Raw genomic sequence first — 23,083 nt, 5'->3', positions numbered from 1 at the left:
CGGTCCCAGGGAGCGAAAACATACCTTTACGCGGGACCGTGGTCTAGCGTGCGATCTTGGCGATGGTGTAGACGCGAGTCTTGCCGGAAGGCGTAACGACCTCGACGGAATCGCCCTCGCCGTGACCAATGATGGCGTGACCGACCGGAGACTCGTTGGAAATCTTGTGCTCGAGCGAGTTGGTCTCGGTGGTACCGACGAGCGTGACTTCCATGACCTCGCCGTTGGGATCAATCAGCGAAACGGTGGAACCGATGGAGACGGTCAGGTCGCCCGTGGTGGCAGCAACCTGAGCGTTGGCAAGAATGGCCTGGATCTCGGCGATACGAGCAGCATTCTGGGCCTGCTTGTCCTTAGCGGCGTCGTACTCGGAGTTCTCCGAAAGGTCGCCGAACGCGCGGGCTTCCTTGATGTCCTCGACGATCTCCTTGGCGTAATCGCCCTCACGCCAAGCGAGCTCCTCGACGAGCTTCTGGCGGCCCTCAGCGGTCAGTACGATCTGGCTTGCGTCCATACGGATATCTCCCCAACTCTGATCAAACAATCAACTGTCAACAAAACGAAAAAGACCGGCTAGCCTGCGGGCAAGCCGGTCAGGTGCTCACCCCAAAGGGATGGGACTACTCTGCGTCCGCGTCGCTGTCCTCTGCCTGCTTCTTCTTGGCAGCAGCGAGCTTGGCCTCGAGCTCAGCGATCTCCTTGTCCTCCTCGGACTGCTCGACCACGACCTCCTCGGCCTGCTTGGTCTCGGCCTTATCGTCGCCCTCCATACCCTCACGGATATTCTTGACGGTAGAGCCGAGGGACTTGCCGAGCTTCGGCAGGTTCTTGGGCCCGAAGATAATCAGGACAACGACGAGAATAATGATGAGCTCAGGAGCCCTCAGTCCAAACATGTAGACCTCCACAATACAGCGAGACAAGCTCGAATGAGTATACCGCGGGTATCGCGGTATCACAACACTAGCTAAAAAAAGGGACCGCAAGAAGCGGTCCCTCCTCATGCTCTGGTCGGGTTGACTGGATTTGAACCAGCGACCCCTGCGTCCCGAACGCAGTGCTCTACCAAACTGAGCCACAACCCGTTAGCTCGACTATAGTAACAAAGATTTTCGCCGCGTGCTAGAGAAATTTTTATTTCTTTGGCGCGTCGATTTGAACCGTGTTGGGAATAAGCTCAGTCGCGCAGGCCCACCAGCCATTTTGCTGGGCAGCATCGGCAAGCCTTTCGGCCGTGGCAGCGGTGTCGCAAATGGCAAACGAGCAGGCACCCGATCCGCACACATCTACAGCAACGGTTCCGTCCTGTTTACGCAGCCAGTCGAGAACCGTTTGAATCTGCGACTCCATCTGTGCGGAAATGACACCAAGGTTGTTATGGATGAGTGCATATGCCGTCTCGGCATCACCAGCACGCAAGGCAGAAGCTATCGCGCCGGGCTTGTCCGCAGGCACCGAGGCCTCGTCAAAACGTCGATAGGCTTCAATTGTCGAAACACTTGCCTCGCGCGGCTTGACCAGCACGACGGGCGTCGCGGGCAGCGCGGGGTACTCAGTTGCCAGCACGTCCCCCCCACCTACGTAGAACGCAGGACTCGCGTGCAAAAAGAACGGGACGTCAGCACCAATGCCTCGCGCAATATCGTCGAGCGCTGGGTCGGTGCGATCAATGCCCCAGAGCTCCGCCAAGGCGACAATGACCGCGGCCGCATCCGTCGAGGGGCCGCCCAAGCCGGCGCACAATGGAATGCGCTTCTCAATCGTCACGCAGATGTTTGCCTCGCGACCATAATGCTCGGCCATAGCAACCGCAGCCCGATACGCCGTATTCTTTTGCATGGGAAAATCTGATGCCGGAACCGTCTGGACGGTCAGCGCCTGCGCCGGCGTGACCGTCACGGTATCGGAAAGACCGACGGCCGCCATCAGGGAATCGACCCTGTGGTAGCCGCGGTCATCGCGCTCGGTATGAACCCCCAGGTAGAGGTTAATCTTTGCCGGCGCGGAAAGAGTCAGGGACCAATCGGTCACCGTTAATGCTCCTCGAGCTGATTGCCGAGCGGGGTAAAGATATGCTCGCCGCTCTCGGGGTCGAACAGCTCGACCTGACCGGTGAGGACATCGATGTACTGGTAGGACTGACGCGACTTGCGACCGCGACGCTCGTCGACCTCGACGATAAAGACGGCGGGGTGGACGCTCTTGATGGTGCCCATGCGCTCGACAACGCGGGTGCGGCCCATGTTGGCCTTCACCTTGACGCGATCGCCCACCATATCGGTCAGCTTCTCGTGGATGTCGTCGACGTGATTGACTTCCATCTCTTCCATGAACAGGGCCTCCAGAAGGTGCAATTCAAAAAGGGGATAATACCCCTAAGATAGACAAAACTCTAATACTATAGCACCCTGTTGTGGCCATACGCAAGTAGCTAAATAAGCCCCGTCCCAAATACGTACCAGACGACAACCTCGCATGACCAGTTGTTACGCGGTTTGGTAAAACCGCGTAACCTAAAGGTTGTCGGTGTCCAAGACGATGGTGAATGGGCCGTCGTTGACCAGGTCGACCTTCATGTCGGCGCCAAAGATACCGTGCGCCACATGCTCAACGTCCTCGTGCACAAGCGTCAGGAAGTACTCGTAGAGCTCGTTGGCAACATCGGGTGCGCCGGCATCCGTAAACGACGGACGGCGACCGTGGCGGCAGTCGGCGAACAGCGTGAACTGCGACACCACGAGCACCTCGCCGTCGACATCGGCAAGTGCCAGATTGGTCTTGCCGTTCTCGTCCTCGTTGATACGCAGCCCGCGGAGCTTGCCCCACAGCTTGTCGGCCTCGGCACGCGTATCGCCATGGCCCACACCCAGCAGCACCAGGTAGCCGCGTCCAATGCGGCCCACGCACTCGCCGTCGACCGTCACGCCGGCGTTGAGCACGCGCTGCACCACCGCACGCATGGCCTACTCCTCGCCCGTCAGCTTGGCGGACAGATGCTCGAGCGCGTGGAAACGATGGCTGATGGCGTTCTTCTCGTCAGCCGTCAGCTCGGCCATGGTCTTGCCCGGCGTGTCGACCGGCAGGAACAGCGGGTCATAGCCAAAACCATGGTCGCCGCGGCCCTCGTGCGCGATAACGCCCTCGCAGGCGCCCTCGCCATAGGTGACCAAACCGTCCGTGTCGATGAGCGCGACGACGCTCATAAAGCGCGCAGTGCGGTCCTCGTCGGCCACGCCCTCCAGGTTAACGAGAAGCTTGGCGTTGTTGGCGGCATCGTCGCCGTGCACGCCCGCATAGCGCGCGCTATACACACCGGGCTCACCGTCCAGCGCGTCGACGACCAAGCCCGAATCGTCGGCAATGGCCATAAGGCCCGTCTCCTCAACCGCGGCTTGGGCCTTGATGATGGCGTTCTCCAAAAACGTCGTGCCGTTTTCCTCGGGATCCTCAAAATCACCCAGCTGGCCGAGCGCCACAAAGCGCACCTCGGGCATGACCTTGCCCAAAATGGCCTCGATCTCGGTGAGCTTATGGGCGTTGCCCGTTGCCACGACGATGGTCGCCGCCGGGTCGAGGGTGTCGATGTCAATCTTCTCAAGTGCCATGACTGGCCTCCTTGTCTCTATAGCAAGCCGCGTGAGGGGCGTTTGGGCACTTGACCTCTCCCCTCTCAGGCGATCGGACCTTTCAACGCAGCATTTCAGCAGATAAAACCTACCAAAATAAACCTGTCCCTTTTGGCAGGTTAGGCGATGGCTTGGCGCTGAAGCTCGATGAGCTCGGCGATACCCTTGTCGCCCAGGTCGAGCAGGGCGTTGAGGCGTTTGCGGTCAAAGGGCGCCTGCTCGCCGGTGCCCTGGAGCTCGATCATCTCACCGGTATCGGTGGTGACGAGGTTCATGTCGACCTCGGCATGACTGTCCTCGGAATAATCGAGGTCAAGCAGCGTATTGCCGTCGACAACGCCCATAGAGATGGCAGCCACCTGGCCGGTAAGCGGGATGCGCTCGATCTTGCCCGCCTCGACCCACATGGCAAGGGCGTCGTGCAGCGCCACCCAGGCGCCGGTGATGCTCGCTGTACGCGTGCCGCCATCGGCCTGAATCACATCGCAGTCGACGGTGACGGTGTACTCGCCGAGCGCCTTCATGTTGACGACGGTACGCAGGCTGCGGCCAATGAGGCGCTCGATCTCCATGGAGCGACCCTTGCGGTTGGCGTGTTCGCGCTTGCAGCGCTTGCCGGTCGACGCCGGCAGCATGGCGTATTCCGCGGTCACCCAGCCGGCCTTAGCTCCCTTTCGCCAGCCCGGCACGCCCTCCTCGATAGTGGCGGCGCACAGCACGCGCGTGTCACCGAACTCGGCCAAACACGAGCCGTGGGCGTGCTTCATGACGCCACGGGTGAGCTTAACGGGGCGCAACTCGTTGGCGGCGCGACCGTTGGCGCGGTTGACCTGCATGTACTCCATAGAAATTTCCTTTCGGCAAAAGATGTGGCGAAGGCTTTGGCGGCTGCCTTACATCTATTTCAGCTCATCGATATCGATATGTTCGATGCTCTTGAGCGGCTGACCAAAGATAAAGCTGCCCGCCACCGCAAACTCGGCAATGTTATCGGCCGTCGTGGCAAAACGATGCTGCGGCTCGGCGGCGTCGCCCGCCAGCTGCTCGCGGCGCGTGAGGATATCGGTCAGCTCGCGTGTGGTCTCCTCGGCGGAACTCACGACGCGCACCCCAGGCCCCAGCGCATGCCGGATAGGTCCCACCAACAGCGGGAAATGCGTACAGCCGAGCACCACGGTATCGATACCGTGGTCGCGCAGCGGCTCAACCGTGGCACCCACCAGCGCACGCACGGCAGGCGTATCGAAGATGTCCTCGTTCTCAAGCCACTGTTCCTGCAGATGTGCACCCGAGGCGAGCTCGTGTTCGACAACCTCGACAAAGCTCGAGGCAGGACAGCCGTATACATCGACGCCGGCATCCAGATCCTGAATGGCGCGCGTGTAGGCGCCCGAGCGAATAGTGAGGTTGGTAGCGAGCACGCCCACGCGACGCGTACGCGTGCTGTTGATTGCCGCACGGGCACCCGGCGCGATCACGCCGATCACGGGAACGTCGAGCACCTGCTGGGCCAAACGCAAGGCCGCAGCGGTCGCCGTGTTGCAGGCGATGACCATAATCTTGACGTCGTGCTTCGAAAGCCAACGACCCGCCTGCAGCGCAAACGAGCGCACTTCATCCTCGGTGCGCGTGCCGTAGGGGCAGCGCTTGGTGTCGCCAAAGTAGTAGACGGACTCGTGCGGCAGCGCCGTCGCAATCGCGCGCGCAACCGTCAGACCGCCCAAACCAGAATCGAACACGCCAATCGGGCGCGTGTCGCCTGCCGGATTCTCGATATCGGACATTACCTCACCAGTCTCTCTCGAAAAGACATGTCCAAGTGCAGCGACGCCGCGCTACGAACGCGCCGCGACCAGCAGCTCTGCCGTCGCCGCCCAACCGTCGACAATTTTGCCGCGCGTAACGAAAGCGTTCTCGCAGGCAGCCAGGAACTCGGGCGCGCCGGCGCTCGTCAGGCCATTCTCGACCAGGCAGAACGTGCCCACGTGATCGGCCATGTAGAAGTCGGACTCGGAATCGCCGAGCGCGAGCGTCTCCTCGCGCTCGATCCCCAGGTGCTCGCAGAAGCGCGCGATGGCAACGCCCTTGTTGAGACCCGCGGGGTTGATGTTGAATGCGCGACCGTCCTCGACGCGATCGAGCTCGAGCGTCGTCGGCTTGGACAGGTGAGTCAGATGGCCGTTGCAAGCCCAGATCAGACCGCAGCCGGCCTCGTCCAGGATGGCCTGAACCTCATCGTCGGGCACATCGCCGCGCATGCCGACGGTGACCTCACGGTATTTGTAGCCGGTCGACATGTCGTTGTGATACTCGATCTTGTGCGGCCAGCGGGCGAGGATCTTCTCGCACACGCCGGTCTGCTCGATCACCTGGTGAGGCGTGAGGCCGCAAGAGGAGTCGTAGGGCATGTCGCCGGTCAGATACTCCCAATCGTTGGCTTTGAGGTCGTACATGACCAGGCCGCCCATCTCGCCGATGTAGGAGTTGAGACCGAGCACGCGCGCGTCCTCGTGGATCATGGTACGGTTGCGGCCCGAGGTGGGAACCACCTGAATACCAGCGCGAGCGAGCGCCACGACGGCCTCGACGAGTTTGGTCGAGGGGTTGCCGTCGTTGTCGCGTAGCACGCACGAGCCGGGTGCGAGCATCGTGGCATCCAGGTCGGTAAAGACGTACTTGACCTTGGCCAAGCGCTCGCGCATCTCGCCCGAAAGCTCGGCAACGGTCGGCAGGGTGTTGTGGGACATGGTTACTCCGTTTACGTAGAAGGGTTTGGACTTGGACGGCATGTTTTGATTGAGGGAACACGCTTATGGCGACAGCGCACTCAGGGCGCCGCCGCCATCATGGTTCATTAGTCAAACTGGATAACATCGATCAGGCGATTGGCCAACGAAAGGTCGCTCTCGATGGGCACGAACTCGTCGCCCACGTGCATGAGCTCTTCGTCACCCTTTGCCAGCAGCAAGACAATGGTGGGAGCATCGGGGTTGACGTACTCCTCGCGCGCCGCCTTGAACGCCGCATGCACAGCGGCTTCGCGGTCGAGGATGATCTTGTTCGGCGTATCGTCGGGAACATGCTCGGCAAGCTCGCGACAGACCTTCATCGGGTCCTCGTGAGCTGGATCCTCGTTGGCAAAGATCATCAGGTCGGAATACGGTGCGGCCTCGCGCGGAAGCTGCTCGCGGCGCTCCTGCGCCTTGCCGCCGGCAGCGCCAAACAGCGCAATGACGGGGCTAGCGGGAAACGCGCGCTTCACCGACGAGAAAAGCGAACGGAACGAAAGCTGGTTGTGCGCATAGTCGACGACGCAGATCACGCGGCCGTCCTTCGACTCCACGACCTCCATACGGCCCGGCACACGCAGTTTGGAGAGGCCCTTCTTGATAGCCTCGATACCGATGCCGATCTCGCGCGCAGCGGCGATAGCGACCAGCGCGTTTTCCACGTTAAAGTCGCCCGCGATGCCCAGCAGGACCTTCTCCCCCGTCTCGGACTCGTCGGCACACAGGCCATGCAAGTTGAACTCGATGCTAAAGCCGACCATGCGTACGTCGCTTGCCCACAGGCTCGCCTCGGGATGCTCGACCCCAACGGTCACCAAGCGATCGGCCGTCGACGCTGCCTCTAGCACACGGTCAACCTCTTCGGTGCCTAGATTCACCACGGCGGTCTTTGCCTGGTCAAAGATCCTGAGTTTGCTCTCAAAATAATCCTCAAACGTGGGGTGTTCGATCGGCGAGATGTGGTCGCGGCCGATGTTGAGGAAGCACGCCACGTCAAACGGCAGATTCTCGACGCGTTGGTACTTGAGCGCCTGGCTCGAAACCTCCATGACCATGGACTGGCGACCGGACGTGCGGCAGTTGGCGATATGGCGCCAGACCTCGGGGGCCTCGGGCGTGGTGTTGGTGCTCTCGTAGCACTCGATACCATCGTCGGTACTCACCGAGCCGATCATGCCGCAGGACTCGCCCGCCGCCTTGATGATGGACTGGAGCATAAAAGCGGCCGTGGTCTTTCCCTTGGTGCCGGTGATGCCCACGATCTTGACGTCGTGGTCAGGACGGTCGTAGACCTCCGGCGGCAACAGGGCCATGGCCGTGCGAACACTATCAACAACCAGCATCGCAGCACCGCTCTCCTGCGCCAGCGGCTCCAGAGACTCGACCAGCGACTCCTCGCACACAAATGCGACGGCGCCCGCATCGAGCGCCATGCTCAAAAACGCGGGCTTAAAGGCAGCACCTTTGCAAAAGAATACGTCACCTGCCGAGACCGCGCGCGAATCAAACGAGCAGCCGGTCACGGCACGCTCGTCAACCTGCTCCGATGCGCGCAGCTCGCCGCACACACCGAGAAGCTTGGCAAGCGTATCGACCGTGGTCACGGTCGCGGAATCCGAATGGTGCATCTTTCACCTTTCTCAGCCATTTGGCAGGGACGGTTTTCATAGTAACTGAAACGTGCTCGCGCAAAAACGGCTCCCGGAGGAGCCGTTACGCGCAGGCATTCGTAAGCCGAGACTAGGCAGCCTGAACAGAAGGCTGGCCCTCGTCGATAAAGAAGCGCTTGTACCACACTAGGAACACGAGCGGCGTATAGATCTTGCGCTGGAAATCGCCCTTGCCCGCAAAGTGCAGATCGAGCAGGTGCATGAGCTCGTCGGTATTGAAGAACTCGCTTGCCCACGGCGCGGTGAAGTACTCCTTGACATAGTCGTACCACTTTTGCTCGCGCAGCCAGTAGACAATCGGCACCGGGAAGCCCACCTTGGGACGGGTGGCCCACTCATCGGGCAGCGACTTGTTGGCAGCGTGGCGGAGTACCTGTTTGTTGCCGTTCTCGTTGATGCGGTAGCGGTCGGGAATGTGCTCGGCGAACTCCATGACTTTGCGGTCCAGGAAGGGCACGCGCAGCTCCAGTGAGTGTGCCATGCACATCTTGTCGGCCTTGAGCAGAATGTCGCCCGGGAGCCACATGTTCATGTCCAGGTACTGCTTCTTGACCAGCTCGGGCTGACCCTTCACGCGCGCATAGATGGGAGCGGCAAGCTCGAAGGCGCCGTCGCCGGTGTTGTACTCGGGCTTGAGCACGCCGTCGACCTCGCGCTCCGGCCATACCAGAGCCTGTCCCAGGAACGACTTCTCGGGGATCTCGGCACCCTTGACCAGGAAGTTATGTCCCTTGAAGTACGGCATATGCAGCGCCAGGTTACCGAGCGCGCGACGGACGGGCAGCGGCACCATCTTTTTGTACTTGCGCACCGGGACCGTATCCTCGTAGTAGGCGTAGCCGCCAAAGAGTTCGTCGGCGCCTTCGCCCGAAAGCACCACGGTGACGTCCTTGCGGGCCATCTCGGCCAAGAACCACAGCGGCACGGAAGACAGGTTGGACTGCGGCTCGTCCATGTGATACTGGATGTCCTCGAGCGCACCGAAGAACTCGTCGGCGGTAATCATCTTGCGAACGTTTTCGACGCCGAGCTTATCGGAAAGCTCCTTGGCGTAGTTGGTCTCGTTGAAGTTCTTGTAGTCAAAGCCCACCGAGAAGGTCTTGTCGGGCATGAGGCAAGCGGCAATGTAGCTGGAGTCGACGCCACCGGAGAGGAACGACGCGACCTTGACGTCGGCGATGCGATGGGCCTCGACGCTCTCGTGCACGACCTCGTCCAGCTCATCGACATACTCTTCGAACGGCTTCTCGACGGCAGAGTAATCGCAATCCCAGTAACGCTCGATGTTCATCTTGCCGGTCGGGATATCGACGGTAAAGTAGTGCGCCGGCGGCAGCTTGTAGACACCCTCGAAGAAGGTCTCCTCGGTTGCCGAATACTGCAGCGTCATGTACGGACGCAGGGCCTTTTTGTTGACCGCCTTGTGGAAGTGCGGGTAGTCCAAGAAGCTCTTGATCTCGGAGCCAAAGAGCACGCCCGGAGCGCCGTCGCCCGCATCGGCCATGGGATAGTAGTAAAGCGGCTTGATGCCAAAGATGTCACGGGCGCCAAAAAGCTTGTTCTTCTTTTTGTCCCAGATGACGAAGGCGTACATACCGCGCAGGCGATCGAGGACGGCCTCGCCCCACTCCTCGTAGCCGTGCAGGAGGCTCTCGGTGTCGGCGCCGCAATGGAACTTGTAGCCCTTGGCTTCGAGCTCGGAACGGAGTTCTTGGAAGTTGTAGATTTCACCGTTGAAGACAATGACGACGCTGCCGTCCTCATTGGCCATGGGCTGAGCGCCGGCCTCGGTCAGGTCGAGGATCGACAGGCGGCGGAAGCCGAGGGCAACGCGGCCGTCGATAAACTGACCGCCCATGTCGGGACCGCGATGGACGATGCGGTCCATCATCTTGGTGAGCACCTCGGATTGGTTATCCGTCCCACCGACAAAACCGACAAAACCGCACATATACTATCCCCTCTGCTGTTGCTGGGCATCAAATCGAATCAGTAGCTTTTGAGTATACCCGAGGGCGTAAAGAGGGGCGGAATGTTCAGGCAATCTCAACTGAATCAGCTCCGCTGTGACACGCGCGAGTTACCTTTAATGGATATGAGGTGAATGGGGCGATTGTTTTGCTATACTCTCTCCGCACGGGCGATTGGCGCAACGGTTAGCGCAGGTGCTTTACACGCACAAGGCTGGGGGTTCGAATCCCTCATCGCCCACCACTGATTTGATAGGCTCCCAGCAATGGGAGCCTTTCTTTTTTTGGGCCCATCGCAGAGGGATTCGAACCCGCCAGGGTGCGGAGCTGAGGAAACGCGAAGCGTTTTCCAGCGCAGCACGCGAGGAGCGAAGCGACGAAGCGAAAGCGGGCGGCGTCAGCCGCACGCGACATCCCTCATCGCCCACCACCGAATTGGAAATGGTCCTCGCAAGGGGACCGTTTTTGTTTGTGCCCATCGCAGAGGGATTCGAGCCCGCCAGCACGTCTGTCACAAAGGCCGTGGCCAAATAATGGCAAAAATGAGTACTGCTGCTTTGTTTGCAACATATAAAAAGATAGTATTTGCTTAAGTTACGCAACATATGTCCATTATAAGGACTAACAGTCAGATCAAAATCATGCTTTCATCGCCATTTCGACTTGCTATCTGGCCTTATTAGTCCAAAATTGCTGCTACCAAATCGGTAACAGTACTCATATTTGATGTTTTTTGACCAGCAGGTCTCCCTGCCTTAGCAAATCTAAGGCAAAACGGGCTCCAGACCGCTGAATCATGCCGCATAGGGCACGTCCACAGTCCGGAACTCGGTCCAAATTGAGTTATTGCGCCGCGTTAGCCCAAAACACCCGACAGGATCTCGATCAGACTGTCCACGTCGGCTTCCTCGCAGACGAGTGGCGGCAGGAAACGCAGCGTATGCGCACCCGTAGCGTTGATCACGGCACCGGCGGCCAGCGCGCGGGCAACAACACCATGCGCGTCGCCCGCGGCATCATCCAAATCACAGCCGAGCATCAAGCCGCGACCACGTACCTCGGTCACGTGCGGCAGCTTGGCGAGCTTTGCCTCCATATAGGCACCCACCTTGGCAGCATGGTCGGCATAATCGCCGCGCACAAGCGCGGAGAGCGTCGCGGCGCACGCCGCGACGGCCAAGCAGCTACCGCCAAAGGTCGAGCCGTGGTCGCCCGGCTTAAACACGTCGGCAATCTCCTTCTTTGCCACGACGGCACCCATGGGCACGCCATCGGCAATGCCCTTGGCTAGGCTCATGATGTCGGGCTCCACGCCATAGGTTTGGAATGCAAACGGCTTGCCGGAGCGGAAGATGCCGCACTGGACCTCGTCGGCGATAAGCACGGCGCCCACTTCGTGTGCCAGGTCGCGCGCTGCCGCCATAAACTCCTCGGTCATGGGGTGCACGCCACTCTCACCCTGGATCGGCTCGAGCATCACGGCACAAATCTCGCTCCCCAGCTGCTTAAAGATCGCACGCAGCTCGTCCACATCGTTGGGCGTGCAGGCCACAAAGCCACCCGGCAGCGGGCGGAAGCTGTCCTGCAGCCAATCCTGCATGGTAGCGGCAATGGTCTCGAGCGTACGGCCGTGGAAGCCGCCGCGCATGCACACGATGGTGTTGCCGCCATTACCGGCACGCTTGGCGTACAGGCGCGCGAGCTTCATCGAGCCCTCGTTGGCCTCAGCGCCAGAGTTGGCAAAGAAGGTCTCCCAAACCTGCTCATCCGCAGCCGGGGCACCAAGAGCAGCTGCCGTGGTCTCATCGCCGGCGACAATGGCATCGGCAAGCACGCGCGCACCATCTACGTCGTCGTTAGCAAGCTTGGACAGCAGCGCCGCGACCTGTCCGCGCTGCTCGATGTAGAAGTAATTGGAGACATGCATGAGCTTTTTGGTCTGTGCCTCGAGCGCCGAGAGCACGGCCGGGTCGCCATGACCTAGGCTGCACACGCCGATGCCGGCAAGAAAGTCGAGGTACTCACGGCCATCGTCGCCGGTGAGCTTCATGCCGTGACCCTCGACAAACTCGACCGGAGAGCGGCCAAAGGTATGCATAACGTAATGGGATTCAAGCGATTGCTGAGCTGCAAGTGACATGAGATGCCTTTCGTTGGGCGCCAGACGGCGCGGGGCTATGGGTGCAGGAATGGGGCGGCTGCGGGTCAGCTAGACCGTCTGAAGCTTCTCGACCTCGTCAAGGTTCTCGGTCAGACGCGCAGCAAACGTCGAAAGCGGATGCGGATGCGTATCGAACTCGTAAGCCGTCTCGGTGGAATGAATCACGGTGCCGACGCCGGCATCGGTCAGCAGCTCCAGGAGCAGCGAATGCGGCGTAGTACCGTTAATGATGTGGGCACGAAATACGCCGCCGGTAAGCGCATCGACGGCCGCACGCAGCTTGGGAATCATGCCCTTATCGACCTCGCCGCCGTAGAGCATTTCGTTAACCTCGTCGAGCGTTAGGTTGGAGATAAGCGAGTCCTTGTCGCTAAAGTCCTTGTACAGACCATCGACATCGGTCAAAAAGATCGCCTTATGCGCGTGGAGCGCCGCGGCAACGGCACCGGCGGCGGTATCGGCGTTGATGTTGAAGAAACCGCCGTCCTCCCCCGCCGCGACGGTAGCGATGACGGGGATGTACTCGCTATCGAGTAAGCGCTCGATATAGTCGGTGTTGACGTGCGTCACTTTGCCCACGCGACCGAGCTCGGGGTCGAGCGGCTCGGCGATGAGCGTGCCGGCATCGCTGCCCGACACGCCCACGGCCAGGTTGCCGTGGTGGTTGATGGCAGCAACCAGCTCCTGGTTAACCTTGCCGCCCAGCACCTCGCGCACGATATCCATAGTCGCCGGCGTGGTCACGCGTTGGCCGTTCTTAAACTCGACGGGAATATCGTAATGGCTCAGCGCCTCGTTGATAGCCTTGCCGCCGCCGTGCACGATGACGGGGCGCATACCGATGATCTTGAGCAAAACGATGTCGCTCATCACGTCGCGGCGCAGCTGCTCATCAACCATGGCGGCTCCGCCATATTTGATAACAACCGTCTTGCCGGTCAGGTTCTTAATCCACGGCAGCGCTTCAAACAGCAGCTGCGCGGTTGCTTCGTTGGATTCGCTCGAACGACAATTGCGTGCGAATTTCATAATCTGCCTCGTCTTTCGTATCGTTATCGCGCCGTGCTCCGCTGTCCGCAATCGCGGCAAGATGCGCAGCGTGCCTGGAATCTAGGAACGGTAGTCGCCGTTGATGGAGATATACTCATGCGTGAGGTCGCAGGTCCACACGGTCGTTGCCGCGTCGCCTGCGCCCAGGTCGACCGAGATCACGATCTCGGGCGCCTCGAAACGTCGTAGAGCCTCGTCCTCGTCAAAGGGAACAGTCAGACCGTCGCGACAGACGGGCATGCCCATCATGTCGATAGAAACGTCTTCCTGATTAAACTTCACGCCGCACTTACCAAGCGCCATAGCAACGCGGCCCCAGTTGCAGTCGTGGCCGGCGATGCAGGTCTTAACGAGCGGCGAGTTGGCAACGGCGCGGGCGGCGATATCGGCCTCCTCGTCGTTCACGGCGCCGGTAACGTTGACCGTAACAAGTTTGGATGCGCCCTCGCCGTCGGCGGCGATGTTGCGCGCCAGGCTCTCGCACACCTCGTGCACGGCAAATGCCAACTCGTCAAAGGCATCGGAACCCTCGACGATAGGCTCGGCATCTGCGGCAGCGGCGCCGGAGGCAAGCATGATGCAGGTGTCGTTGGTCGAGGTGTCGGAATCGACCGTTACCTTGTTAAAGGTCTGCTTGACGGTGGAGAGCAACAGGGCGTGGAGCGCCGCCGGCTCGACGGGGGCATCGGTAGTGATGACCGCGATCATGGTGGCCATGTTGGGCATGATCATGCCCGAGCCCTTGCACATACCGCCCACCGTATAGGCATTGCCTGTGTGTCCCGCAGCCTCGCTGACGTAGGACACGGCGTACTCCTTGGAGTGCGTGTCGGTCGTCATGATGGCACGAGCGGCATCGGCGCCACCGTGGGCGGAAAGTGCCTCGTAGGCAGCAGGAATGGCGGTCTCAAACGTGTCGATCGGCAGAATCTGGCCAATCACACCCGTGGAGGCAACCAGAATCTGCTGGGGTTCGCAGCCGATGACCTGCGATGCAATGCTGCACGTCTCGCGCGCGCATGCAAGGCCAGTCTCACCCGTGGCGGCGTTGGCATTGCCAGAGTTGACCGAAACGCCGGCGATGATACCATAGCCCTTGTCGGCACCGCCCAGGTTGGCACGGCTCACTTGCACGGGCGCCGCGCAAAAGCGATTGGTGGTAAACACGCCGGCACCGGGACAGGGTTTATCGGGCACGACGAGCGCGTAATCCAGACGCTCGGGGTTCTTGCGGAACCCAGCGTGGATGCCCGCAGCTTTAAAACCAGCCGCAGCCGTAACGCCACCCTCGACGGCGCGAATCTTGATATCAAACAGCTCGGTATTCATCGTCTTCATGACTCCTTATGTCAAACAAAAAACGGACATCGGTTGGTGCGCCATGCCAGTCGTAATCATGAGACCAGCTTAAGAGTGGCGCCCCACTCGATGCCCGACTACCAAATCGTTAACAATCGAATGTGCTACACCGGGCACGCCACTGTGGGCAAGCCTCGTCGCTCGTCAAAACCAAAGACGATGTTGGCGCACTGGACCGCCTGGCCTGCTGCACCCTTGCACAGATTGTCGATGGCGCCCGTCGCCACCAGAACGCCCGCGCGCTTGTTGAGCGCGAGGCCAATCTGGGCGGCGTTGGTTCCGACGACCGAAGCCGTCTTGGGCTGCTGGCCGGCGTCGAGCACGCGCACAAAGGTGCGTCCAGCGTAGAACTGCTTGTAATAGTCGACGACATCCTCAAGAGCCAGGGAGTCAATGGCCTGCGGCGTGAGCGGCAGCGTCACCGTGGAGAGCAGGCCGCGCTTGAGCGGTGCCAGATGCGGGGTGAAGACGACGCGATCGGTCAGGCCAAGGATTTGCTCAATCTCGGGCGTGTGGCGATGCTTGCCCACGCCGTAGGCCTCCAAGTTCTCGTCGGCGCTGCAAAAATGCGTACGAGCGTTGCAGGACTTGCCGGCACCCGTCACACCGCTGATGGCATCAACGATCACGGGGCCGCTCTGGGCAACCCAGCCAGCGCGCACGGCGGGCGCGGCGGCAAGGCTCGTTGCGGTGGGATAGCAACCGGCGCAGGCGACCAGCACGGACTTGCCATCAGCATAATCGGATGCGGCGGTCTCCAAGTCCTGGCAGAACAGCTCGGGCAGGCCGAAAGCGCGGGTCTTGAGCAACTCGGGGCTCGTGTGCTCGACGGCATACCATGCCTCAAAGACAGACGCGTCGCTCAGGCGATAGTCGGCCGAGAGGTCAATGCAGGAGACTCCCGCGGCAAGCAGGGCGGGCACCTGAGCCATGGCCGCGGTATGCGGCACGGCCAAGAAGACGGCGTCGCAGGATTTAAGCTCGGGGGCGTCATGCGTGGTGAAAACCAGATCGCTCACGCCAGCAAAGCTCGGATACACCGCAGACAACGGCTGGCCGGCATCGGCGTTGGACGTAATGGCGACAAGTTCAAACTCGGGATGACCGAGCACGAGGCGAATGAGCTCGGCTCCGGCATATCCAGCCGCGCCGACGATTCCAACCTTCAAAGACATATCAGACTCCTTGTCTGCGATTTATGCACCGATGCGCATTTCGCAGCGGTCGTTATGAAGTGGGTTGAAACTTTAGCACCAAAAGATGCATTAACACGTAAATGGTTTACATATTCATGCATTGAAACATTCCCGACACATTCGCTTGAAGGAATTGACGAATGGGGCGGGCCCCGTATTGACCGGCGCTCCTAACGGCGCCGGGCAATACGGGGCCCGCCCATGCGAAAACCAAGTTGTTAGGATGAGCCAGCTGGCTAGAGCTCGACCGGCACCCATTCGTCGTGATTGCAGATAAAAGCCTCGGGATCCTCGACGCTAAAGAAGACGAGCGTGGGGTCGTTAGGCCCCTCATAGTGCTCGCCCAGGCGCTCTAGATGCTTCCACCCGGCTTCGCGCATTTCGTCTAAGGCCCGGTCATCCAAGCCGGCACGCCCGCGCAAGATGAGCCAGCCATGGCCCGGCCACCAACTCGTGGCCTCAAAGCGCTGATTTTGTAGCAGCTCTTGCCACACGTCTTTGGTGTGCGCTGTTACAAACCACAGCTTGCCATCCTGGATCTGCGCAAACGAAAACGGACGCACATGAGGCTGTCCGTCAACGCTCGTCGCCAAATACCATGCCGGCACCGACGTCAGATACTCCAACACCGTATTCAATCCGTCCACGTTTCCTCCTGTACTAGCTAGTTTGGGAACCTGGTTTGTGCGAGCTAGAGCTCCAGGCGCTCCTCGCTGCCGTCGATATCACAGAAGCGCGCAGCAATGTTGCGGACCGAAAAGAAAGCAAGGCGGCCGTCGTTGGCACTCTCGTGTTCCTCGCCAATGCCCACCATGTGCTTAAAACCCGCTTGACGCACCTTGTCGCTCGCAACTGCGTCGTCCTCAAGTGCGGCTTCGCCGGTCAATACGATCCAACATTCCCCCGGCTTCCAGCCCGAGAGCTCAAACTTGGGATTCGCGCTCAGCTCCGCCCACACATCCTTGTCGCGCGACGTGCAAAACCACAACTTACCGTCATCGACCATGGCAAACGAAAACGGTCTCACGCGGGGCTGATGTCCGTCGGCCACATCGGTCGTGGCCAGATACCACGCCGGAATGCGCCTGAGATACGAACAGGCGCGCTCAAGCTGAGCCGTGCGGTCGTTGTCGGTCATAGGGGCCCCTTTCTTGCGCTCGAATCGCGCCTAAACAAGTTGAAGATTGATGACGATGACGCAGATGAGCAGCAACGCCGTCACCACCGCCGCCAACGCATCGTCGCGGCCAAACGTAAGCGCATGCAGACGTGTGCGCCCCTGCTCGCCGTGATAACAGCGCGCATCCATAGCGGCCGAAAGCGTCTCGGCATGACGGAACACGCCGGTGAACAGCGGAATCGCCACACTGCCGAGCATACGCACGCCGCCGAGCGGACCGCCCGTCACGCGCGCGCCGCGGCTTGCCTGTGCATCGGCCGTCTGCTTCATCTCAGTGGCAAACTGCGGCATAAAGCGTAGCGCGATACCCATGATCATGCCGAGCTCGTGCGCAGGAAGTCCCACACGCGCAAACGGCGCGAGCAGGCGCTCAAAGCCCGCGGTGAGGTCGAGCGTCGGCGTGGTGAGTGTAATGGCGCTCATGCCGGCCATCATCAACGTCAGGCGGCACGCCATAAAGGCGGCAGAATGCAGCGAGCCCTCGCTTATCTGCAAAATGCCAAGCTGCCACAGAATGCGCCCGCTCTGGTCGGAAAACAGGTTGAGCACTGCGACCACCACGACAATCGCCAGCAATGGTGCCATCGATGATAGGACCCGGCGCAACGGCACCCGGGACACGGTATAGATCAGGACAACGAAGATTGCGACCGGGGCCAGTCCGCAGAAGCTGCTGACTGTGAGCGTCGTGATCAGAAACACAAAGCCCAAGAGCAACTTGGTTCGCGGGTCCAGGCGGTGGATTGCACTATCGCCGGGATAGTAGCTGCCAAACGAAAACGCCTCCATCAGCAGCCCTCCTCTCGCGCGACCGTCTTGGATTTAGCAATGTCCGAGACGTTAGAAGAACCGTCTGAGCGACCGATCAGCAAATTTGCCAACTCGTCGGCCAACAACTCAACCGTATAGAGCCCGCCGCGGCGCAGCGGCACGCCCACCTCCGTAAGCGCCAGCGCCATACGCTGGGCGGCGGGAACGCCCAAGCCGATCGACTTGAGCTCATCGGCATGCGCAAACACCTGCGCGGGGGTTCCCTCGGCAAACACCGCACCTTCGTTCATTACGACGATACGGTCGCAGCAATTGGCCAGGTCATCCATGCTGTGCGAAACCATGACAACGGTCAGGCCCTCGCGATGGAGTCGACCGATGAGCCCTAGGAAATCCCTGCGCGCAGCCGGATCGAGCCCCGCCATGGGTTCATCGAGCACCAGGACTTCGGGCTCCATGGCGAGCACGCCGGCGAATGCCACACGCCGTTGCTGACCGCCCGAAAGCTCAAAGGGACTCTTGTCGCCGACCGTGGAAAGATCGAGGCCCACGCGCGAGAGCGATGACTCGACACGACGGTCGACTTCATCTTGCGGCAAGCCAAGGTTATGCGGACCAAACGCCACGTCCTGTGCCACGGTTTCGGCAAATAGCTGGCGCTCGGGGTACTGAAACACCACGCCGACCTTGGCCTTAACAGCGGCGGCGTCTTTCTTGTTTGACAGGTCGAGCCCCAGCGCGCGAACGGATCCCTCCTGGGGGCGAATCAAACCGTTGAGATGCTGGACCAGCGTCGACTTACCCGAACCGGTATGGCCTGCTAGCCCCAGGAACTCGCCGCGACGCACCGTCAGCGATACATCGCGCAGCGCCCACGGGCTGCTTGGGTCGTTTCCCCAGAGAGCCTGTTTACTCGATTTGCCCGCAGTGGCCGAGCGCTTATGCCAGCGGCGGCGCTCGCGCGGACTGAGCGAATAACTGTACGAAACATGGGATAGCTCGATGACGGGCTCCGACGCGTTCCCCTCGTTGTCTACCGGAACAGTGCCGTCAGTGATTTCCAACTGGGATGCGGAAGACTGCCCCGCGGTGCCTGCCCCGCTCCGCTCGGTATAAGCCTGTGCAATCTCGGAGACCATATCTGCCTCGCGCACCTGCGCGCAAACGGGCACGCCCTTCGCACGAAGCGACCTGCCCAGACAGCACGACGCCGGCATATCCAGGTTGAGCTGCGCAAGTTCGTCTGCCCGCGTCAAGATTTCCTCGGGCGTACCGAGCATGGCAACGCGCCCCGCCCGAAACACCGCGACACGATCGGCCTCGGCGGCCTCTTCCATAAAGTGCGTAATCATCACGACGGTCATGCCGCGATCGTGCAACGCGCGGCAAGCCTTCATGAGGCCCTGACGCCCACGCGGATCGAGCATCGAGGAAGCCTCGTCCAATATGAGCACGCGCGGTTCCATGGCGAGTACGCCGGCAAGCGCCACGCGCTGCTTTTGGCCGCCCGAAAGCGCGTGGGTCTCGTGGTGTTCAAAGCCCACCAGGCCCACGCCCTTCAGCGCCTCGCGTACGCGCTGCGCAATTTGCGCCGATGGCACGCCAAGGTTTTCGGGACCAAACGCAACGTCATCTTCGACAAGCGTTGCCACCAGCTGATCATCGGGATTCTGGAATACCATGCCCGCGGTCGAACGAATGTCGTAGACCAGCTCGGGGTCGGACGCATCCATGCCGTTGATACGCACCGTGCCCGCATCGGGCTGCAACAGTGCATTCAGATGCTTGGCAAACGTCGACTTGCCCGACCCATTGCCACCGAGGATGCAGAAAAACTCGCCGTCCTCAATGTTCAGATCGACGCCGTCGAGCGCCGGCACGACACCGTCATAGCTAAAGGAAACGCCCTGACACTCAATCATGCGCGGCCTTTGACCTGGTCCTTTTTAGGCGTGATGAGGTTGGAGACCGCCTTGTACACCGCAAGCGTCAATACCGAGTTAAGCACGGTCTTGATAAGGTTGAACGGCAGCACGGCAGGAATCATGAGCGGGGCGATCACATCGACCGAGCCATACCAGAACCATACGCCAATGGTAAGGTTTGCGACCATAGACAACGCCGTAGCGGCAATAACGCCGAGTACCAGGCCAATCACGGCACCCTTATAGGTATGCATCTTCTGGTAGACAATAGCCGCGGGCAGAATGTAGCCCAGCGTGGCAACCAGGTTCATAAGCGCGCCGACCCAGTCACCCGTAGTGAGTGCATGGATGACGATCGCCATGGCGGCAACAGCGGTACCGGCACCGGGGCCATATGCAAACCCGCACACCATCGCCGGCACCAGCGACGGGTCATACGTCAAAAACGGCGCCGAAGGAAGAATGGGCAGCTGCACATACATAAAGAGCGCGCCCAGGGCACACATAAGCGCCATGGTTACGAGCTGTTTGGTGCTCCACCTATTCGTGTTCTCAAAATGGATATGCTGCGACTGTTCAGACATAAGATCACCTGCCTCTTTCATCCGGACTCTAACCGTTGGCACTGGGATCTCACCAGTTCAGCCGGCATGCGAACCAACACACGCACGGGTCGCGGACTCATCGGCTCGACGCAGGTCCTCGCCTGCGCCACGGCACCCCTTTGGCACCGCCCAATTTACCGCCAGTGGGGAATTTCACCCCGCCCTGAAACAGCAATTGCAAGTGTAGCACCAGCAGGCTTTCGCGCAAGCATGCCAAGTATAATTTATGGCGGGGACTAGTTGCCGCAACTACCACGTTCCCCACCCATCCCAAAGTAGCGCGCCTTTCGCGGCAAAGCCGCGAAACAGCGACCGGGACACGTATCCCCATCAGCCACGATCTCCGCCCACGCCGACCTCAAGGCCGTAAACGCAGGGGATCCGGGGGCGTGACGGGGGTTTCTCTCCGGAACATTCCGCAGGACGCAAAGAGGCTCCGCAGCGCGAAGCGCGATGCGGAGCCTCTTTGCATGTCCGAGGACGTTCCGGAGAGAAACCCCCGTCACGCCCCCGGATCCCCGGTGGGAGTTCTAGACCTTGTCGGCCTTAGTACATACCGCCGCCCTGCTGACCAGCGGTGGCAGCAGCGATAGCGTCCTCAAGCTGAGTGTTCTTGGGCACATCGGAGACGGTGGCCTCGGTGATGAGAATCAGGCTGGCGACAGAAGCAGCGTTCTGCAGGGTGACGCGGCTGACCTTGACGGGGTCGAGGACACCCATCTCAATCATGTCGCCCCACTCACCGTTGGCAGAGTTGAGACCCTGGCCGGCGGGCAGCTCGGCAACCTTGTCGACCACGACAGCGCCCTCAAAGCCAGCGTTCTTGGCGATGGTAGCGACCGGAGCGGTCAGAGCCTTCTTGACGATATCGACGCCAATCTTCTCCTCGGGGTCGTCGATCTCGACAGCGTCGAGCGCAGGAGCAGCGTCCATGAAGGCGACGCCGCCGCCAGCGACAATGCCCTCCTCGACAGCAGCGCGGGTAGCCTGCAGGGCGTCCTCGACGCGATGCTTGATCTCCTTGAGCTCGGACTCGGTAGCAGCGCCGACCTTGATGACGGCAACGCCACCGGAGAGCTTGGCCAGGCGCTCCTGGAGCTTCTCACGATCGAAGTCAGAGGTAGTGTTCTCCATCTCGCCCTTGATCTGAGCGATGCGGGCGTCGATGGCCTCCTTGGAGCCAGCGCCGCCGACGACGACGGTGTTGTCCTTGGAGATGGTGACGGACTTGGCGGTACCGAGCATATCGGCGGTGATGTCAGCGACCTTCACGCCCAGCTCGTCCAGAGCAGCCTGACCACCGGTGAGGACAGCGATGTCCTCGAGGATGCGCTTGCGGCGGTCGCCGTAGCCCGGAGCCTTGACGGCGCAGACGTTGAGGGCGCCACGGATCTTGTTGAGGACGAGGGTAGGCAGGGCCTCGCCGTCGATGTCCTCAGCGATGATGAGCAGGCCACGGCCAGCGCGCTGGACAGCCTCGAGAACAGGCATGATGTCCTGGACGCTGGAGATCTTCTGGTCGGTGATGAGGATGTACGGATCCTTCATCACGGCCTCCATGCGGTCGTTGTCCGTGACGAAGTAAGCGGAGACGTAGCCCTTGTCGAACTGCATGCCCTCGACGGTGTCGATGGTGATATCGAACGTCTGGGAATCCTCGACGGTGATGACGCCGTCCTTGCCCACGACCTCCATGGCCTCAGCGATCTTCTCGCCGACCTCGGGGTCACCGGCGGAGATGGTACCGACGGAAGCAATCTGCTCCTTGGTCTCGACCGGCTTGGCCTGCTTCTTCATCTCGGCGACGGCGGCGTTGACGGCCTTGTCGATGCCGCGACGGATGGCCAGCGGGTTGGCGCCAGCGGCGACGTTGCGCAGGCCGTCGTTGACGATGGCCTGGGCGAGCAGGGTTGCGGTGGTGGTGCCGTCACCCACGGTGTCGTTGGTCTTGGTGGCAACCTCCTTCACCAGCTGGGCACCCATGTTCTCGATGTTATCCTCGAGCTCGATCTCCTTGGCGACAGAAACGCCGTCGTTGGTGATAGTCGGAGCGCCGAACGTGCGCTGCAGGGCGACGTAGCGGCCCTTGGGACCCATGGTGACGGTAACGGCGTCGGCCAGAGTGTTGACGCCCTTGGCGAGCTTAGCGCGGGCATCGGTGTTGAACGTAATGTTCTTTGCCATAGTGGGTAATCCTCCAAAAGAAATGTAACTCGCGTCGCCGCTTCCGAGTCCTATGCGGCGGGCGCGCTCAAAGACGAATCAGAGAGCCTGGTGAGATTAGGCCTCGACGACGGCGTAGATGTCATCGGCGCGCATCAGCAGATACTTCTCGCCGTCGACCTTGACCTCGTTGCCACCGAACTTACCGTAGATGACAACGTCGCCAACCTTGACGTCCATGGGGATGCGCTCACCCTTGTCGTTGACCTTGCCGGCGCCCACGGCAACGATGGTGCCGCGCTGCGGCTTCTCCTGAGCGTTGCTGGCGATGTACAGACCAGAGGCGGTCTTCTGCTCGGCCTCGTCGGGCTTGACCAGGACGCGATCTGCAAGCGGCTTCAAAGACGACATGCTTGTTTCCTCCTTTGTGGGCCGCGCGGTCATGCCGCGCGGGTTAACCCTTTTTGTTTGCGTACGCGTTGAATGGTACCCACGAATGACGGGTTATACAACACAGAGTCAAAAAATCTTATTTTTTGGCACTTAGATTTTCTGAATGCCGGTGGATAACTTAGCGGTGGCTCCCGTGTGGCTCCGGAGGGGCGGGGCATAAGGTTT

The 23,083-nt window shown here is 60.7% G+C and carries 22 protein-coding genes, 2 tRNA genes and 1 riboswitch; of the genes, 1 reads left to right on the top strand and 23 read right to left on the bottom strand.

Features of this window, described 5'->3' with window-relative positions; translation table 11 throughout:
* Positions 1–43: 43 nt before the first annotated feature.
* The 12 genes from greA to asnB all read right to left on the bottom strand — a co-directional run bounded on the left by greA (position 44) and on the right by asnB (position 10,036).
* A complete protein-coding gene (gene greA, locus AB5758_RS05425; protein ID WP_006234960.1) occupies positions 44–514 on the bottom strand; it encodes a transcription elongation factor GreA in 471 nt (156 codons plus the stop codon).
* Positions 515–620: 106 nt separating this feature from the next.
* Entirely contained in the window at positions 621–896 is a 276-nt protein-coding gene (gene tatA / locus AB5758_RS05420; protein WP_022094895.1) for a twin-arginine translocase TatA/TatE family subunit, read from the bottom strand.
* Positions 897–1,008: 112 nt separating this feature from the next.
* Positions 1,009–1,085 (bottom strand) — tRNA-Pro (locus AB5758_RS05415).
* A 49-nt stretch (positions 1,086–1,134) separates the two neighbouring features.
* On the bottom strand, positions 1,135–2,031 hold the full coding sequence (gene ispE, locus AB5758_RS05410; RefSeq protein ID WP_346964774.1) for a 4-(cytidine 5'-diphospho)-2-C-methyl-D-erythritol kinase: 897 nt from the start codon (positions 2,029–2,031) through the stop codon (positions 1,135–1,137).
* Positions 2,032–2,033: 2 nt separating this feature from the next.
* Positions 2,034–2,330 (bottom strand): Veg family protein, encoded by a 297-nt coding sequence (locus AB5758_RS05405; RefSeq protein ID WP_006234957.1) that lies wholly within the window; start codon positions 2,328–2,330, stop codon positions 2,034–2,036.
* 183 nt (positions 2,331–2,513) lie between these two features.
* Positions 2,514–2,960: a D-aminoacyl-tRNA deacylase gene (gene dtd, locus AB5758_RS05400; RefSeq protein WP_148331907.1), complete on the bottom strand. Its 447-nt coding sequence runs from the start codon at positions 2,958–2,960 to the stop codon at positions 2,514–2,516.
* A 3-nt stretch (positions 2,961–2,963) separates the two neighbouring features.
* Positions 2,964–3,605, bottom strand: coding sequence for an RdgB/HAM1 family non-canonical purine NTP pyrophosphatase (gene rdgB / locus AB5758_RS05395; protein WP_022094898.1), 642 nt, complete (start codon positions 3,603–3,605; stop codon positions 2,964–2,966).
* A gap of 140 nt (positions 3,606–3,745) precedes the next feature.
* A complete protein-coding gene (rph, locus tag AB5758_RS05390; RefSeq protein WP_346964775.1) occupies positions 3,746–4,471 on the bottom strand; it encodes a ribonuclease PH in 726 nt (241 codons plus the stop codon).
* Positions 4,472–4,525: 54 nt separating this feature from the next.
* Positions 4,526–5,410 (bottom strand): glutamate racemase, encoded by an 885-nt coding sequence (gene murI, locus AB5758_RS05385; protein WP_035137557.1) that lies wholly within the window; start codon positions 5,408–5,410, stop codon positions 4,526–4,528.
* Positions 5,411–5,461: 51 nt separating this feature from the next.
* Positions 5,462–6,373, bottom strand: coding sequence for an HAD family hydrolase (locus tag AB5758_RS05380; RefSeq protein WP_055309432.1), 912 nt, complete (start codon positions 6,371–6,373; stop codon positions 5,462–5,464).
* A 107-nt stretch (positions 6,374–6,480) separates the two neighbouring features.
* Entirely contained in the window at positions 6,481–8,043 is a 1,563-nt protein-coding gene (locus tag AB5758_RS05375; protein ID WP_346964777.1) for a Mur ligase family protein, read from the bottom strand.
* Positions 8,044–8,155: 112 nt separating this feature from the next.
* Positions 8,156–10,036 (bottom strand): asparagine synthase (glutamine-hydrolyzing), encoded by a 1,881-nt coding sequence (gene asnB / locus AB5758_RS05370; RefSeq protein WP_195920120.1) that lies wholly within the window; start codon positions 10,034–10,036, stop codon positions 8,156–8,158.
* 187 nt (positions 10,037–10,223) lie between these two features.
* Here asnB and AB5758_RS05365 point away from each other — a divergent pair.
* Positions 10,224–10,299 (top strand) — tRNA-Val (locus AB5758_RS05365).
* A 612-nt stretch (positions 10,300–10,911) separates the two neighbouring features.
* Here the strand turns inward: AB5758_RS05365 and AB5758_RS05360 are convergent.
* From AB5758_RS05360 to groES, 11 genes are all read right to left on the bottom strand, one after another.
* On the bottom strand, positions 10,912–12,195 hold the full coding sequence (locus AB5758_RS05360) for an aminotransferase class III-fold pyridoxal phosphate-dependent enzyme (RefSeq protein WP_346964778.1): 1,284 nt from the start codon (positions 12,193–12,195) through the stop codon (positions 10,912–10,914).
* Between the two features lie 69 nt (positions 12,196–12,264).
* Entirely contained in the window at positions 12,265–13,245 is a 981-nt protein-coding gene (argB, locus tag AB5758_RS05355) for an acetylglutamate kinase (protein WP_346964779.1), read from the bottom strand.
* An 81-nt stretch (positions 13,246–13,326) separates the two neighbouring features.
* Positions 13,327–14,604 (bottom strand): bifunctional glutamate N-acetyltransferase/amino-acid acetyltransferase ArgJ, encoded by a 1,278-nt coding sequence (gene argJ, locus AB5758_RS05350; protein ID WP_368141713.1) that lies wholly within the window; start codon positions 14,602–14,604, stop codon positions 13,327–13,329.
* 125 nt (positions 14,605–14,729) lie between these two features.
* Positions 14,730–15,800 carry an N-acetyl-gamma-glutamyl-phosphate reductase gene (gene argC / locus AB5758_RS05345; RefSeq protein ID WP_368152599.1) on the bottom strand — a complete coding sequence of 357 codons (1,071 nt, stop codon included), beginning with the start codon at positions 15,798–15,800 and terminating at the stop codon, positions 14,730–14,732.
* Between the two features lie 257 nt (positions 15,801–16,057).
* On the bottom strand, positions 16,058–16,468 hold the full coding sequence (locus tag AB5758_RS05340; protein WP_368141709.1) for a pyridoxamine 5'-phosphate oxidase family protein: 411 nt from the start codon (positions 16,466–16,468) through the stop codon (positions 16,058–16,060).
* A 44-nt stretch (positions 16,469–16,512) separates the two neighbouring features.
* A complete protein-coding gene (locus tag AB5758_RS05335; RefSeq protein WP_117648255.1) occupies positions 16,513–16,959 on the bottom strand; it encodes a pyridoxamine 5'-phosphate oxidase family protein in 447 nt (148 codons plus the stop codon).
* Between the two features lie 30 nt (positions 16,960–16,989).
* Complete coding sequence (locus tag AB5758_RS05330; RefSeq protein ID WP_368141708.1) at positions 16,990–17,790, bottom strand: energy-coupling factor transporter transmembrane component T family protein; 801 nt, start codon at positions 17,788–17,790, stop codon at positions 16,990–16,992.
* Positions 17,790–19,694: an energy-coupling factor transporter ATPase gene (locus tag AB5758_RS05325; protein ID WP_368141707.1), complete on the bottom strand. Its 1,905-nt coding sequence runs from the start codon at positions 19,692–19,694 to the stop codon at positions 17,790–17,792. Before AB5758_RS05325 ends, AB5758_RS05330 begins: the two co-directional genes overlap by 1 nt.
* Entirely contained in the window at positions 19,691–20,281 is a 591-nt protein-coding gene (locus AB5758_RS05320; protein ID WP_055252299.1) for an ECF transporter S component, read from the bottom strand. Before AB5758_RS05320 ends, AB5758_RS05325 begins: the two co-directional genes overlap by 4 nt.
* A 5-nt stretch (positions 20,282–20,286) precedes the next feature.
* A riboswitch (FMN riboswitch) is annotated at positions 20,287–20,477 on the bottom strand.
* Between the two features lie 371 nt (positions 20,478–20,848).
* Positions 20,849–22,486 carry a chaperonin GroEL gene (groL, locus tag AB5758_RS05315; protein WP_006234938.1) on the bottom strand — a complete coding sequence of 546 codons (1,638 nt, stop codon included), beginning with the start codon at positions 22,484–22,486 and terminating at the stop codon, positions 20,849–20,851.
* Between the two features lie 96 nt (positions 22,487–22,582).
* The gene (gene groES, locus AB5758_RS05310) at positions 22,583–22,876 is read right to left on the bottom strand and encodes a co-chaperone GroES (protein WP_022094351.1); all 294 of its coding nucleotides are present in this window, start codon (positions 22,874–22,876) and stop codon (positions 22,583–22,585) included.
* Positions 22,877–23,083 lie beyond the last annotated feature (207 nt).

It is taken from the genome of Collinsella aerofaciens (assembly GCF_040926405.1).
Lineage (GTDB): Bacteria > Actinomycetota > Coriobacteriia > Coriobacteriales > Coriobacteriaceae > Collinsella.
Note: the sequence above shows the minus strand (reverse complement) of the source record. Positions and strands in the feature narration are given on the sequence as shown.

Excerpts from the sequence above, each read along its gene's own strand:
- AB5758_RS05320 (WP_055252299.1), bottom strand. The coding sequence starts at position 20,281 with ATGTCTGAACAGTCGCAGCATATCCATTTTGAGAACACGAATAGGTGG.
- argB (WP_346964779.1), bottom strand. The coding sequence starts at position 13,245 with ATGAAATTCGCACGCAATTGTCGTTCGAGCGAATCCAACGAAGCAACC.
- dtd (WP_148331907.1), bottom strand. The coding sequence starts at position 2,960 with ATGCGTGCGGTGGTGCAGCGCGTGCTCAACGCCGGCGTGACGGTCGAC.
- argC (WP_368152599.1), bottom strand. The coding sequence starts at position 15,800 with ATGTCTTTGAAGGTTGGAATCGTCGGCGCGGCTGGATATGCCGGAGCC.
- tatA (WP_022094895.1), bottom strand. The coding sequence starts at position 896 with ATGTTTGGACTGAGGGCTCCTGAGCTCATCATTATTCTCGTCGTTGTC.
- groES (WP_022094351.1), bottom strand. The coding sequence starts at position 22,876 with ATGTCGTCTTTGAAGCCGCTTGCAGATCGCGTCCTGGTCAAGCCCGAC.
- AB5758_RS05405 (WP_006234957.1), bottom strand. The coding sequence starts at position 2,330 with ATGGAAGAGATGGAAGTCAATCACGTCGACGACATCCACGAGAAGCTG.
- asnB (WP_195920120.1), bottom strand. The coding sequence starts at position 10,036 with ATGTGCGGTTTTGTCGGTTTTGTCGGTGGGACGGATAACCAATCCGAG.
- rph (WP_346964775.1), bottom strand. The coding sequence starts at position 4,471 with ATGGAGTACATGCAGGTCAACCGCGCCAACGGTCGCGCCGCCAACGAG.
- AB5758_RS05335 (WP_117648255.1), bottom strand. The coding sequence starts at position 16,959 with ATGACCGACAACGACCGCACGGCTCAGCTTGAGCGCGCCTGTTCGTAT.
- argJ (WP_368141713.1), bottom strand. The coding sequence starts at position 14,604 with ATGAAGACGATGAATACCGAGCTGTTTGATATCAAGATTCGCGCCGTC.
- AB5758_RS05325 (WP_368141707.1), bottom strand. The coding sequence starts at position 19,694 with ATGATTGAGTGTCAGGGCGTTTCCTTTAGCTATGACGGTGTCGTGCCG.
- AB5758_RS05330 (WP_368141708.1), bottom strand. The coding sequence starts at position 17,790 with ATGGAGGCGTTTTCGTTTGGCAGCTACTATCCCGGCGATAGTGCAATC.
- groL (WP_006234938.1), bottom strand. The coding sequence starts at position 22,486 with ATGGCAAAGAACATTACGTTCAACACCGATGCCCGCGCTAAGCTCGCC.
- rdgB (WP_022094898.1), bottom strand. The coding sequence starts at position 3,605 with ATGGCACTTGAGAAGATTGACATCGACACCCTCGACCCGGCGGCGACC.
- AB5758_RS05380 (WP_055309432.1), bottom strand. The coding sequence starts at position 6,373 with ATGTCCCACAACACCCTGCCGACCGTTGCCGAGCTTTCGGGCGAGATG.
- AB5758_RS05375 (WP_346964777.1), bottom strand. The coding sequence starts at position 8,043 with ATGCACCATTCGGATTCCGCGACCGTGACCACGGTCGATACGCTTGCC.
- murI (WP_035137557.1), bottom strand. The coding sequence starts at position 5,410 with ATGTCCGATATCGAGAATCCGGCAGGCGACACGCGCCCGATTGGCGTG.
- greA (WP_006234960.1), bottom strand. The coding sequence starts at position 514 with ATGGACGCAAGCCAGATCGTACTGACCGCTGAGGGCCGCCAGAAGCTC.
- AB5758_RS05360 (WP_346964778.1), bottom strand. The coding sequence starts at position 12,195 with ATGTCACTTGCAGCTCAGCAATCGCTTGAATCCCATTACGTTATGCAT.